At 25.9% G+C, this 14,381-nt stretch carries 14 protein-coding genes and 2 pseudogenes; 4 read left to right on the top strand and 12 right to left on the bottom strand.

Going from position 1 to position 14,381, the window contains the following annotated elements:
* Positions 1–63 precede the first annotated feature (63 nt).
* The 12 genes and pseudogenes from ARA19_RS00410 to ARA19_RS00355 form a co-directional block, all read right to left on the bottom strand.
* Positions 64–1,875 carry an SH3 domain-containing protein gene (locus ARA19_RS00410; RefSeq protein WP_055068999.1) on the bottom strand — a complete coding sequence of 604 codons (1,812 nt, stop codon included), beginning with the start codon at positions 1,873–1,875 and terminating at the stop codon, positions 64–66.
* 11 nt (positions 1,876–1,886) lie between these two features.
* Positions 1,887–2,066 carry a hypothetical protein gene (locus tag ARA19_RS00405; protein ID WP_055068998.1) on the bottom strand — a complete coding sequence of 60 codons (180 nt, stop codon included), beginning with the start codon at positions 2,064–2,066 and terminating at the stop codon, positions 1,887–1,889.
* 231 nt (positions 2,067–2,297) lie between these two features.
* Entirely contained in the window at positions 2,298–3,695 is a 1,398-nt protein-coding gene (locus ARA19_RS00400) for a CAP domain-containing protein (RefSeq protein WP_055068997.1), read from the bottom strand.
* Between the two features lie 297 nt (positions 3,696–3,992).
* Positions 3,993–5,003, bottom strand: coding sequence for a nuclease-related domain-containing protein (locus ARA19_RS00395; RefSeq protein WP_147574324.1), 1,011 nt, complete (start codon positions 5,001–5,003; stop codon positions 3,993–3,995).
* Between the two features lie 82 nt (positions 5,004–5,085).
* Positions 5,086–5,439, bottom strand: coding sequence for a hypothetical protein (locus tag ARA19_RS00390; protein WP_055068995.1), 354 nt, complete (start codon positions 5,437–5,439; stop codon positions 5,086–5,088).
* Between the two features lie 86 nt (positions 5,440–5,525).
* Positions 5,526–5,852 (bottom strand): hypothetical protein, encoded by a 327-nt coding sequence (locus tag ARA19_RS00385; protein WP_055068994.1) that lies wholly within the window; start codon positions 5,850–5,852, stop codon positions 5,526–5,528.
* 14 nt (positions 5,853–5,866) lie between these two features.
* Positions 5,867–6,139 (bottom strand): hypothetical protein, encoded by a 273-nt coding sequence (locus tag ARA19_RS00380; protein WP_055068993.1) that lies wholly within the window; start codon positions 6,137–6,139, stop codon positions 5,867–5,869.
* A gap of 249 nt (positions 6,140–6,388) precedes the next feature.
* On the bottom strand, positions 6,389–6,964 hold the full coding sequence (locus ARA19_RS00375) for a Uma2 family endonuclease (protein WP_055068992.1): 576 nt from the start codon (positions 6,962–6,964) through the stop codon (positions 6,389–6,391).
* Between the two features lie 739 nt (positions 6,965–7,703).
* Positions 7,704–8,743: pseudogene (locus tag ARA19_RS00370) on the bottom strand (RNA-guided endonuclease InsQ/TnpB family protein).
* Positions 8,721–8,900, bottom strand: a pseudogene (locus tag ARA19_RS00365) (IS607 family transposase); the annotation flags it as partial. The pseudogenes ARA19_RS00370 and ARA19_RS00365, both read right to left, overlap by 23 nt.
* A 5-nt stretch (positions 8,901–8,905) precedes the next feature.
* Complete coding sequence (locus ARA19_RS00360; RefSeq protein ID WP_055068990.1) at positions 8,906–9,172, bottom strand: hypothetical protein; 267 nt, start codon at positions 9,170–9,172, stop codon at positions 8,906–8,908.
* Positions 9,173–9,275: 103 nt separating this feature from the next.
* Positions 9,276–9,875, bottom strand: a complete 600-nt coding sequence (locus ARA19_RS00355; protein WP_055068989.1) for a tyrosine-type recombinase/integrase — start codon at positions 9,873–9,875, stop codon at positions 9,276–9,278.
* A gap of 1,984 nt (positions 9,876–11,859) precedes the next feature.
* Here ARA19_RS00355 and ARA19_RS18240 point away from each other — a divergent pair.
* The 4 genes from ARA19_RS18240 (at position 11,860) to ARA19_RS00335 (ending at position 13,548) form a co-directional block, all read left to right on the top strand.
* Positions 11,860–12,009: an IS3 family transposase gene (locus ARA19_RS18240; protein WP_084764112.1), complete on the top strand. Its 150-nt coding sequence runs from the start codon at positions 11,860–11,862 to the stop codon at positions 12,007–12,009.
* A 279-nt stretch (positions 12,010–12,288) separates the two neighbouring features.
* Positions 12,289–12,489 carry a hypothetical protein gene (locus tag ARA19_RS00345; protein ID WP_055068988.1) on the top strand — a complete coding sequence of 67 codons (201 nt, stop codon included), beginning with the start codon at positions 12,289–12,291 and terminating at the stop codon, positions 12,487–12,489.
* A gap of 25 nt (positions 12,490–12,514) precedes the next feature.
* On the top strand, positions 12,515–13,195 hold the full coding sequence (locus tag ARA19_RS00340) for a DUF5011 domain-containing protein (protein ID WP_055068987.1): 681 nt from the start codon (positions 12,515–12,517) through the stop codon (positions 13,193–13,195).
* Between the two features lie 143 nt (positions 13,196–13,338).
* A complete protein-coding gene (locus ARA19_RS00335) occupies positions 13,339–13,548 on the top strand; it encodes an IS1182 family transposase (RefSeq protein ID WP_055068986.1) in 210 nt (69 codons plus the stop codon).
* Positions 13,549–14,381 lie beyond the last annotated feature (833 nt).

The raw sequence follows: 14,381 nt of genomic DNA, 5'->3' as shown, positions 1-14,381 counted from the left end.
TTAATTAGATACTAATTTTCGTATCAAAAAAGTACATATTATAAAAATATGTACTTTAAATAATTATATTACATTTAAATTTGAGTTATTAATCCATCCAGTCTTTCCACCATAATTTACCTTGTACCAATCTCCTTGTTCTCCAATTAAATTAAGAACAGTTGAGTTTGGAATCACTCCAATTATTGAAGATGAAGCATTTGAATTGGAATAAATTTCTTTATTAGTTAATGTAAGACCTACAATATTAACACCTGTGAAAACTTTATTTATATCATTTAGCTGACTTGTAAATTGTCCATCAACCCAGCCTAACTCCCCATTATATCTAACTTTGAACCATCCGTCTTTTTGAGCTACAACATTTAATATAGTGTTGTTAGGAATATTTGTTATCTCAGAAGAGTTGATTGAATTATCTAAATCAACACCTAAAATTGACTCAACCCTTATCTTTCCTAATTGACCACTTTTATCCGCTTTACTTATTGATGGTTTTCCTGTACTATTAATAGTGGATGTTGAATTTTTCACAGAAGGCTTATTTTTTTGTGAAGTAGTACTTTTTGTGGGTGTAGTAGTATGACGTTTTTTAGTATTACTGTTGATACTATTTTTAGTATCTCCACTAGTATTACTAGTACCTATAATTTTATTATTTTTAGTAGTAATTCGTTTTGATTGATGTTGAGAATTGCCACTATTATTTGAAGTTGTTGGACTAGCTGTCGTATCAGGATTAGTCATACTACTATTTCCATGATTACTATTATCAATCTTATCTTGTGATTTCTTTTCACTTAAATCTTTTCCAACAGGCTTTCCTTGACCACTTGTATAAATCCCATCAACCCATCCAATAATTCCATTATAATTTACTTTATACCATCCATTCTCATATCCTAAAACTGGTACTGATGTATTATAAGGTATCGCAACTATTTTTTCCCCATTTAAATTAGGTTCAGTTCCTTCCCATAATCCAATAGGAGATGTAATTTTTACTGAAGGTAAATTTGGATTTGAATTTGAAGTATTATTTGAACTTGAAGTATTAGGAACATTACTTGAACTTCCACCTAAACTTTCAGCTAAACCATTAGTATCTGCACTATTTATCCAACCTGTTTTACCATTATAATAAACCTCAAACCAAGAATTATTTTGAGCCATTACTGGAACTGTTGTATTATCAGGAATCACTTGTAATTGTGTACTATTGCTATTAGGTGCTGACATCATTTTAGCATCCATTGTATTTATTGTAGCTAAGCCTATAGCATCATACCCACCTTCATGTACTGGATTTTTTCCTTCTATTGGTCCTGTATAACCTTGTCCATAAGTCCAATAGCAAGTAGTTTCATAGTATGAATCATTTCCATAGATTGCTGGACTTTGACCACTTAAATTTCTATCTCTATAATATGGTTCGGTAAAGCTTTCATCACCCATTACATAGGCAATTCCTTTACTTTCATCTTTCCATCCCATAAATAAAAAAGTATGATATGTTCCAGCAAAACATATATCCCCTTTTTGTAAGTATTGAAAATCTGTGTGCTTTTCCCACCCATTATTAGATAGCCAGTTTTCTAATTTAGTAGTATAACCTATATAATAAGGAACTTTCTCTCCAATGGCTCTTAATGCAGATGATTGGAAGTAGACACACGTATCTACAGGATTACCACCATGTAATGCAGTAGCTTCTTTCATAGCAGCAGCATCATTATTTAAATTAGCTTCATAATTATATAGCTTTTCATTGATCGTAGATGCAAATCCATTTGGATTAAAATTAGGTGCAACTGCAAACTCATTGCCTGGCATATCAGGAGCAATTTTCACAGCTTGAATTCCAGAGAATTTCATCCCTCCCACTTCTATTGTTTTGTTTTTAAGCTTTGAGCTTGTTTAGCTGTTAACGCATTTGAATTATTAGTTTTATTAACTAATAAAACATTATTTTCCACTTTAGGTGATTGATAATTTAAAGCTATATATCCAGCCCCTCCTATCATAGAAGTGCTTAATAATAACCCTAAAATTTTTCCTTTGTTCATTTTTATCGTCTCCATATCTAGTATTTTATTTGGATTTTCACCATAATTATTTTACAGCATAAATTAACAAAATAATAGTATCTTAAAATTTTAAATATATAAAAAAGTTCTAATTTTTCTTAATATGATAAAATTAAAAGAGAAATTATATAAATATTTGAATGAAAAAAGACTATACTCAAAGATAGAATTTAAATCCACTTTGAGATAGTCCTTTTTATTTGCTATTTATTATTGAGTTACATTTGCACCAAAGTCTTGTGAAACTATAACATTTCCATTGCTTGATACTGCTACACCTATACCTATTTCAGTAGCTTGTGAATCCATTATGTTAGCTAAGTGAGAAGGTGAACCAGTTAAGTATCCGAAACACATTTCAGCTATATCTTTAGTATCTGAATAACTTATTGTTCCTGATGATTGACCTATGTTAATTTCAGCTAAGTTTTCAGCAAATGTTGAGTATTTAACATTCTTAAATTGAGGTTGTTGATATACTGTTTGTCCATTTGGAGTATAATCTGAGAAATAGTTGTATTTAGCACAGTTGTTAGCTTTCCAATTAGCCATACTTGCTAATACAGAGTTTCCTTGTACAGCATTTAATCCATGTGAAGTTCTATAATTATTTGTTAATTGTATCATTTCTGAATTTATTATATTGTAAAATTCTTGACTTCCTACTGTGATTTGATTATTTGTAGTTTGTTTAGCAGGAGCCGCTTTGTGTTGTTCTTTATTTGATGTTGTTGAACCAGTATGGCTTACTACCTTAACAGGAGTATTGTTTGATGTTGTTGAACCAATATGATTTACTACTTTAACAGGAGTATTTTCATGTTGTTCATTGTTTGATATAGTATTTTTTGTAGTTCCATTTATAGATCCACTTGGTTGAGCTACTTTTGATGATGATGTTGGTGTTGCTCCAGTTGTTCCTACAGTTCCAGTTGTTCCTACAGTTCCAGTTGTTGGGCTTACAGTATTCACAGTATTGTTGTTATTATTTTTTATAGTTGTTGGATTTACGTTTCCTACTATATTAACAACTCCACCAGTTTGTGTTGCTCCTTGTCCAACATATTCTCCGAATATATATCCTCTAACTCCATTTACATTTACTCTATACCATTCTCCTTGTTGTCCTGTAATTGTTATGTTAGCACCATTTGTTAAGTTTGCTAATATTGATGAATCCATTGTTGCATTAGCTCTTAAATGAACATCTGATGAAACATTTATTATATGTCCTCTTCTATTCATTTGTACTAGTTGGCTATTTACTCCACTATTAATCATTTTCATATTTGAATTTGCTATATAACCAGTTGCTCCAGTTTCCTCTACTGTAACAAGAGTTTTTCCATTTGCTTGTCCTTTTATTGATAGCATTTGTCCAACTGAAACATATCCTGTTGTTTCTCCATTAGCATTAGTTAATACTAAACTTCCATTTCCATTTACTACACATGCAAATCCTTTATTTGTTGTTCTATTAGTTAATACTCTCACATTTTGAGTTCCTGTAGTTTGTCCTTGTGTTTTAGCTGTTGGTGCAAGACCTACGCTTACTGCTCCTATCATTCCAACTCCTAATATTAGTGATAATATTTTACTTCTTTTCATTTGTTTTTTCCTCCCTATTTTTCGTCATTTTAATACTAAAAAGTATGTATCTAAATTATTTTAACAAAAATTATAAAGTTTTTGTTGATTTTTAATTATTTTTTTTATTCTTTTAAAGTTTTTTTTAAATTGTATCGGATTTCATATCTTTCAACGTCTTTAAATATTTATTTCAATCTTTAACTTCGTTGTTTCCCTCCCGACAAATATATAATACCATATTTGGAATAATCTTGCTTAAAACTAAAAATGTTACTTAAAAGATAAAAAAAAGCAAATAAAAAAAATCCAGCATTTTTAATTTTGCTGGATTAATACCTTCACAGATGAATAACATTTAGATATTAAAAAATCAATCTTTTCAATATTAGTTTCATCAAATTCTTTTTCAATAGAAAATACAGGGTATTTCTTTTCCTCTAACTGAGAAGAATTTATAAATGAACTAATATACTGAATATCTGCTTCTGAAAGCATAGCATTTTCAAATTCATTATCTAATATGTTATAAATACTTGATGGTCTCACTATTATATCTTTACTTTCATTTATTATATTTACTGTGTCATTTGCTATTACAACTACACCATGAGCTGACACATCCTTATTTAGAGTATTGTTAAGTATCCTATTTAAGATAGCTATGTGCATATTGTTTTGTTCAACAGGATTTGAAACAACCTCTATATTCTTCCCTCTTTTTGATATAACAATATTATCGCATTGGCAACTTCTCCCTAAATCATCTTGCAATCTAATATTTTTAAGATTAATCAAATTTGAATGTATATCTAGCTTGTTATTTACAATCCTTTCTCCATCTAACCCTAAAGTAGAACTTAAAGCTGAATCTTTCATGTATTTAATCCTTGAATTAGTTAAATTCTCAAATGATGATAGACTCTTTATTAATTTACTTAATGTATAGCTTTTTTCAAATGGAATTTTATTATTATTTTTATTTCTTATATCCTCTATATGAGTTCTAGCCAAATTTAATCTATGTGATAATGCTTGTAATTTCTCAATATATTTAGCATTAAATAACTGATCCATATATACCTTTTTCTCTTCGAGTGTAAAATAATGATAATTTTCATTTCTACTAACTTTATAACCCTCTGTGAATTCAAAGTTATAATTAGGATTAATCTCTAAGTTATTTAAGTAATTCTTTATAAATAAAGCATTATTTTTAATTATTTCTTCATCTAAAGCAGTCTCTTTAGAGTTCTCTTTTTTATTTCTACCTAATCTAAATATTTTTTTTATTATAGATATTAATTTATTACTTTTATTTAAATTCATTGATAACATAATTTCCACTCCGCTCCTCTTCTCTCTAATTTATATACTTGATACGAAAAAAGCCCAAAATGGGCTTATATTATTACCATTCATCACTAAATAGAATCGTGCAATTACACTCTTTTCTATATTCATCTTCAGCAAATGTGAAATAAATGGTCTTTCCTATTAGATTATCAGCAATATCTAATATAACTTTTTCTTTAAATCCATTTAAATTTTCCTCTGGATGGTTTTCTTGTCTGTGAATTACACACTTTAAGCCTGTTTCTTCATCTTTACAAAAATTAAGGATTTGTAAGTAATCAAATTTTTGATTGCTTAATTCAAATTCTATTCTCTTTACAAGAACCATTTTTAAGAGTTCATTTAATAATAATTCATCTATTTCTTTTTTTACTTTCTGAGTTAAAACGATTTTTGATATTGTACTCATATTAATTTCCCACTAATATAATCTCTTCTTCACAGTTGAAACTATATTCCTTTCTTCTATTATATACTATTTATTTCTTTAAATCTTTAGCTAGCTACCGAAACAGAAATACTATCAATTTCTCTCCAATATAGCCATTTTGAATCTAACTTCGTAGAATAACTAATTTTTATCATTTTAAAATTCACATTACAATAACTTATATTATTTTCAACATACTTTATTACACTGTCTACTGTTGCCCTCATTGCTCCTTCTGGTGAATTCTCTTTATTTTCTAAGAAGAGACTATATAAGAAAAGTAGTCTTTCCTTCCAGTAATCACATAGAGTTTCCCCTTTTGGAACACAATTAGGTATTAAGGCATAATAACAATGATTATTTTCATTACTATAAGCTATATTACTATACATAAAAATCTTCCTTCCTATAATATTATTTTGAAATATTCATCAGAATAAGGGATTTTCTCTATATCTATATTAGAATTTAAAAGTTCAACGCAATTTTTACATATAGTATCATGCTGATACTCATTTATAAGTAAATTGCTATAACCATCTTCCTTATAATACACATAGCCACAAACAGAGCATTGATTCATTTCTTTCTCAACCTCTTCTCTAGTAATAAACATGTTTTTAACTTCCTTTGCAGAATATCTGTAGATTCTAGCACTAATAATTTTTTCAGATAACATAATAAATTCCTCCTATAAGCTTATAAAGCCATTTAATTTCTTTCTTCCATTAGCCAATGCTAATTAAAATTTGTTTTTTTAATACTTCAATATAATTGAATAAAATAAATTTTCCTTTATACCTTAAATATGCTAATTTATATTAATTTTTTGAACTTCAATTATGTAAATATTTTATGAACAAAAAAATAAGTGAAGTAATCTCAACGGAAGTTACCTCACTTATTTAACTTCTATTTATTTTTTTCTTTATCTATATATCTCTAACTCTGAAAATATATCTTTTAATTTAAAATTAACACCTGGAAAAGCAATAGAATTATAGATATCATCTTTTTTTAATATATTTATAACTCTATACATTCCATCTTCTAATCTTAGCTGTTCTATAGAACCGTCTTGATATACTAAACAATATTCTAAAACTCCGCAATCAGCATAATACTTTCTTTTATAGACAGTATCATTAGACTTTGATACTACTTCAAATATTAAAGGTGGAGTTCCTTTGATAGATTGACCAACCATATTTAATTGGTCCTTGCAAAACACAAAAATATCTGGTTTAAATCTATAGATTTTTTCATCTCTATCTAATATAATCTCTATAGATTCAGTAAATGAATCACATCCTTTAGGATTTAAATATTTATCTAAATTCCTTGAAATTCTTTTTATAAGTAAATTGTGAATAATAGAAGTTGATGAAGACATTAATATATGTCCATTACCAAACTCTACTTTTTCTTCTCTCTCTCTTTCTAATCTTTTGTAAGTTTCAAAATTTGATTGTTTCTCAAATTCTCTATCATCTAGTAGTGGCATTAAGATCACACTCCTATCTATTTATCTTTTACTAAATCTCTACTTTTATTTTAACATATATCAATATTTATTTATTATTTTATGAGCTTTTATACAAAAAATATCATAAGTATTAATACTAAAAGCAATATATTAAAAGCGATAATAACTTCTGGATTATATTTAATTACTTTTGTTATCTTCATCTTTTTTAATTCTTTCATAATCTGAATCAATCCATACATGCGATAAATATGAAGGTTCCCAATTCTCTTCACTTTTTCCAACACTATTACCCAAGAAATATAGTTGTCTTCATACGTTTTTTTACTCTACATCCATTGCTTTCACAGATGAATTCTTTATTAAGATTTTCTACACTCAATACTTCGCTTACTTTCACAATAAATAGTCTCCTTTAAATAATTTTTATAACACTATAAAGAAGAGGTAATTGAGTTAAGAGATAAAAATTATTATTGCTTTAATGTATATAAAGAAGAAATTTTAATGCTGGAAAAGTTAATAAATATTTATGATTTAGACTTAGGTAGTTATTTAGATAAATACGAGCAAGAGTTATTATAACAAGGCCGTTGCCAAAAATCTATAAATATCTATAAATCTTGTTTGATTCCCTGTTCAACCTGTCTGATTTTGTAGTGATAAATCACATACTACTTTCATTTGATGTGACAGTCCGAGGGCTTAAATTCCCATATAACGAATGGTACATATTAGCATTATCTTTTAGTTGATATTATGCTAATTTATATTTGGAAAGATTAATTGAAGCATTAAAGTCTCTGTCTATCTTTAGTCCACAAGAACATTGATAAACTCTATCTTTAAGTTTTAAATCTTTCTTGACAGTTCCACACTTACTACAAGTTTTTGACGAAGGAAACCACTTATCAGTTTCTACAAATTCTATTCCATAAAATTCACATTTATATTTTATTTTAACTTTAAAATCATATAAACATTGCTCTGCAATAGCTTTTGATAAATGACGATTTTTCATCATCCCCTTTATATTAAGTGTTTCCATAACAACTCTAGATGGCTTGGTTTTCACTATCTTATTCGTTGCTTGGTGAATATGATTACTTCTTATATTAGCTAATTTTCTATGAAGTAATCTAATCTGCTTTTTAGGTTTCATAATATTGTTAGTCTTTTTAAATTGACAACGGTTTTTCATCTCACTTTCAATTTTATTCATTTCATATTTTCGACTAACTTTTCTTTGTTTTCTCTTTAAGACTTTTTTAAGCCTTTTGACTTCTTTAGTTTTATTGATGTTTTTAAAAGTCATACTGATATATACCAATACTTCCCGTCAAAACTGATACGTGGATTACTATATTTAGTATTCAAAGGGATAGAATAAGGTTTGATATTTACCCAACCTACTTTTTCAATATTTACTGCATTATCTTTAACTTTCAACTTATAATTATCATTATAAAATGATGGCTTAGATTTTCTTCTACTTTTGAATTTTGGCTTGTCAGATAACCCTTTGAAAAACCTTTTATGACTTTCACAGGCATCTTTAACTGCCTGTTTTGCTACATTATTAGAAACTTCTTTAAGCCAAGTAAGTTCAGTTTTCTTTATTTGAGTTATTTCTTTTCTTAAATCATTATCTGGAGTAAACTTTCCACCATTTTTATAATTTTCTTCTTATCTTGAAATTATCCAGTTATAGATAAATCTTGCAGTTCCAACGGATTACCATAGCTTTTGCTCTTGAACTTCTGTTGGATATAATCTAACTTTTTTCGCAAGTATCATCTTCTAACAACTCCTTAATCATCTTCTTAGTTGTATTTGCTCTTTTTCCTTGAAGTCTGCAACTAAATACTGTAACTACTTGAATCAAATCCTCGACTAATTCTTGTTCTTCTGATTTTTCAGTATTATCAATAATTTCGATATAACCACCCTCTTTCTGAATCACTTCACAACAGTTAAATGTGCTTTATTATTCTCTTTAGTTTCTTTATCTATCTCTTCTAATTTAGCTGTTAGTATTTTCTCTATTATATCCTTAATAGCTTCAGTGTGCTTGAATACTCTATCTTTTGTTTCTGTATTATACAGCAAAGTATTATATAACATAGCTATACTTTTAACTAAATCAACATCTGTAATACTCCCTTTTGGCTTTATCATTGACTCTCCATCTTTAAAAATAATTTCTAGTGACTTATCATTTTTCATATTTTTCCCTCCAAATTATTTACTTATCTATTTCTCACTGTGAAAATAATGATTACTATAAATAAGGTTCCTGTAAACAAATTAAATTATATGTTGAATTTGTTTAATTACTCTTCTCCAAGCTAGGTAATATAACATGTTTATCAAGTGCATCCTCTACTTGTTTTTCTGATATTCCTATATATGCTTGTGTTGTATCAGCTTTAGTATGCTGCAACAATTTTTGAACTAATATAATATTATAGTTATTTTCCATATATATAGATGTAGCAAAATATTTTCTAAAACTATGAGTAGAAATATTCTTATATCCTAGATGCTCTGCTACTTTTTTAAGATTTTTCTGAATGGCTCTAACTCCAATTGTTATCATTTTATTATTTCTTCTAATACCATTGTCCAGGCAATAGTTTAGTGCATATTCATAGACAAATTTATTTACAGTAAATTGTTTTCTTGATTTATGTGTTTTTTCTTCTATAATATCTAAAGTATATCTCCATCCATCAAAAACAAAATCATTTAATTTTAAGTTTACTATATCTCCTATTCTTAAACCTAAATTTCCTTGCAATGTTAATGCAAATGCTGTTTCTTTATTTGGTTTTAAGATTACTTTATCTGTATGAATTCCATCTACTAAACATTGTATTATTTTTTCAAACTGCTCTGTATTTAAAGCATTAGTTTTATATCTTCCCATAATATTCCTCCCACTATATAAATTAAAAATAGTATTTAAATAATTTAATTGAATATATAAATTTCATTATTTTGTAAAATAAAAAAATAACTCTAAAATCACCAAAAAAAATAAAATTTTTAAAACTTTTTGAGTTCGCATTTTAGTAAAATTGAGTTCGTATTTTTATTATATCATAAACTTTGAAAAATTCCTTCCAAAAACACTTTAAAGTATCTATATACTCTAAAGCAAGTAATTTCAACGCTTATAAAGAAAGGAGTTCGCAATCATTTACAGATTACGAACTCCCATATTTTAGCTAAAAAATAAATGAAAAATCACTAAATCGATTTATATAAAATTTTAGATTTTAAAATTAAAAAAACTATCTTTTCTAAATACATATTAATTTTAAAATTTATTTTTTTCAAAATTCATGAGTATTAGAAAGCAAGATTCTATATAGAATTGTTTTTATATGAATTTATATAAAGTCTCGAATATTCACTACTATTTATTCCTTAATCATAATTAATTACATACGGTTTCATATTTTTTCTATTTTAAGTTTGAGTTCATAGTCTCTATATCTAGATGTATTTGATTAAATTATTCTTATCCACATTATCAATAGTCATTTAATATTTTCTTTTATAGGAATGTTAAATTTACTAAATTTATTATTTTTTAAATCTTTAATTAAAATATATAAAGTATAATTGAAATTATTATATTTTTAAGTATAATCACCTGTATTACTGAATTAGGTTTATATTGTGGGTAATATTTATTTGCGAATGTAGCAACATTTCCTGTGTAGATTAAGTCTTCATTTTTATTTCTAATTTCAAATTTTTTTAGTTCCCTCAAGGTTAAATGGAACTTCAATAACTTAATCATTGGTGTTAGTATAGAATAGTGGACACATTTAATCGAAATAAGTAAAATTATATTTAGTTAGAGAGGATGTGTTTCTACTATGGGTAGAAGTAAAAGTTATACAGATGAATATAAAGAAATGATTTCTGATTTATACAATTCCGAAATGAGTGTAGCAGAAATAAGCAGTGAATAGGTATAGTAAAATCAACTATAAATGGATGGATAAAGAATAATAAAAAAATTAAACGTCAGTGATGAAGAATTTATGACAATGAAAGAAGTTGCTAAATTAAAAAAAGAAAATGAAATATAAAAAAATCTATGATCATATTTGCAAAGGAAAACTAGAAAAAATAATAAATATTGTGGATATTAATAAGCATATTTAAAGTGTTAAAAAGCTATGTAAAGTATTAGACGTTCCACGTAACATTTATTATGTTAAGTTAAATCATACTGCATCAAATAGAGGAATTGAAAATAAGAAAATTAAGGCTGAAACAATTAAAATATATAAGAAAGTAAAGGAAGATATGGAACTCCTAAAATTCATGTTATTTTAATTAGAAATGGATTTAAAATGTCTTTAAAAAGGACTCAAAAATTTATAGTCCAGTTAGGTATTAAATTTATAGTAATTAAAAATTTAAAGCAACATCAAATAAAAAATTAAAGAAGGATTAGAAAACGTTTTAAAATGAAATTTTTCAATAACTTTAATCAAAAATATGTAGGGGATATTACTTATATAAAGACTCAACAAAATGATTGGTGTTATTTAGCTTCTGTATTAGATTTACATTTAAAAAATAATTGGTTACTCTTTTGATAAAAAGATGGATAGTAATTTAGTTCTTACCGTTTAAAAAAATGCTTATTATACTCAAACTCCAGATAAAGGTATAAATCTAATTTTTTATAGGGAATATCTCAAAGTAGAATAAAATTCTTACTTAGAGATTTAAACAGCATAATATAAAACGCTCTATTTTGGAAATAGTTCTATTATGAAATAGTTTTTATATTATAATTTTGATATTATTCAATTATTTAGCAAAAAAGGGTTAATTTATGATAATTCATGTATAGAATTGTTCCATGCAATAATAAAAAGAAATAGATTTATAAAAATATTTATAAGACCTTTGAAGAAGCTAAAATAGCTATTTTTAAATATATTGAAAGTTGGTATAACAATAAAAGGCTTCATTCTTCTATAGATTACAAAACTCCGAATGAGTTTGAAAAACTGTCTAAAAATGTAGCTTAGTAAAATTCGATTTTTTATGTCCAAGATATTTACATAAATCATAAATAACACATACAATTTATTCGTTTAAAAAAACATTTTATTATATTTAATAAGTAATTTTAAATTGAATATGTTATTTTTATTTTGGTATTTATAAATTTAATAGTGCATAAACAAAGGAGAAATATAAATGTCAAAAAAATAAAAATACTTATAGTAACAACTGCTACAATAGTATTAGGAAGCTTAGTTTCTCAAATAGAATAAATTGCTTATAAAACAAATAAAGTTGTTTATGTGCAAAATAATAAACTTCGAAATTATACTCAAGAAAAAGATTCAACACAATCAAAGTTATTAACTAATAGTATAGTATTTACCAATAATGTTCAAGCGGGTAATGACAATGGATTAGAAGGAACTTTACTTCAAGGAGAAATATCTTTTAATAAAAATACAATGAAATTAAACACTAAATATTGCTCCAAATGGAAGTAAATATTATTTTAATAACAACGGGCAAATGCAAATAATAGATGAGAAAAAGTATTATTTTAATTTAAACACCGGTATTATGTGTATTGGTTTCAAAAAAATAGATGGAAAGGTCTATGAGTTTAAAAATAGCAACCCTAATATAGGAAGTTTAGAAGGAGTTGTTTCAATTAGTATAAATGGTGCGAATAATACAAATATTAATTTAGGAACAAAGTTTAATCCAATGGCTGGTGTGACTTTAAATGATAGAGAAGATCCTCAAGCTAAAATTTTGGTAAGTGGAACTGTAGATACAAATATACCAGGTATATATAAATTAACTTATACAGTTAAAGATAGTTATGGACAAACAGCTTCAGTAACAAGAGATATAGTAATTAAAGGTTCTAAAACTGAAGATATATATTGGGAAAATAATAGTCTAGTTATAAATGGAGATATTGTTTTAAATAATAAAGAAATATCTAAAAATATTCCAAAAGAAATACCTAAGGGAACTAAGATGCAATTAGTAAGTAAAGAACCAAGTGGAAAAGTAGTCTTAGCAGTAAATGGTATAGATGTAAATTGGTATTCAAATAATGAAGAAAATTATAATGGATTCCAAGTAATAATAGCACCTGATCAAGTAAAGAATATTTTAGGAAAGAATAAATTATATGTTAAAGTTATTTTAAATGGACATATAAAAGAGTTTTCTATTTAATTAAAGTAATATTTAATTTTAAAATTAAAAAAAGGGGCTGCATCAAAATAAATTTTGATACTTGTCGAAAAAAAGCAAAAATTTTAAATTAGAATATAATTACAATTTACCAAATAGGATTACCAATTGTAATAGATTTTATTATGCCTGAAGATTATTCTGTAAGATTACTATTTAAAGTCACGGAGGGATTAAATTATTCAAAATTATATGAAACTTACTCTACTCTAGGCAGAAATCCAACGATTGTACTTGAAACATTATTCAGAATAATAATTTATGGAAATATGGAAAGAACTTATTCAAGTAGAGACTTAGAAAAAGCTTATCGAAGAGATATAAATTTTAAATAGCTCTTGCAGTGGCAATATCCCTTCAAAACATAATACTATTGTTAGATTTAGAAGTCAACGATTAACCGAATGTATCGAAAATTTATTTAATCAACTATGGTAAAAGGTTACAGATAAATTAGAAATAAAGCTACAAGAGAAAATTAAAGGATTATTACTTGAAATTACAAATACCTACAATTTTAAATTTATAATTCCTTATAAAGAGATTTCTGTATCATTTATAACTTTTATTTTAAAAAAGTTAAAGGATATAAAAGAAAGTGAGAATTTGATATTTGGTGTTAGTATAAAATAGTGGATATATTTAATCTAACTAAGTAAAATTATATTAGTTAGAGATATGTTTCTACTATGAATGGAAGTAAAAATTATACAGATGAGTATAAAGAAATGATTTCTGATTTATACAATTCCGGAATGAGTGTAACAGAAATAAGTAGTGAATATGGCATAGCAATGGACGGATAAAGAATAATAAAAAAATTAAAGAGGCAAATGAAATCTTAAAAGAGCTATGTACATAATTTCTAGACAAAATAATAAATAGTGTGAATGTTAATAAGCATATTTATGATGTTAAAAAGTTATGTAAAGTATTAGGCGTTCCACATAGTACTTATTATGCTAAATTAAATCATATTATATTATTTGATTTTAAATTTATAAATTTTATTTATTCAACAGCCTATACTCCTATAATATATTTATTTTTTTATTTATATTTTGCTTTGTAAAACATTTAAAACATATAAATACACATATAACTTAAAAGTAATAGACTTTGAATTAATAATTTTATTATAATGGTTCTAACAAGTAAAAATTAGTAT

It is taken from the genome of Clostridium massiliamazoniense, from assembly GCF_001403635.1.
In the GTDB taxonomy this organism is placed as follows: domain Bacteria; phylum Bacillota; class Clostridia; order Clostridiales; family Clostridiaceae; genus Sarcina; species Sarcina massiliamazoniense.
The sequence above is the reverse complement of the archived record's forward strand: the minus strand, read 5'-3'. Positions and strand labels throughout refer to the sequence as shown.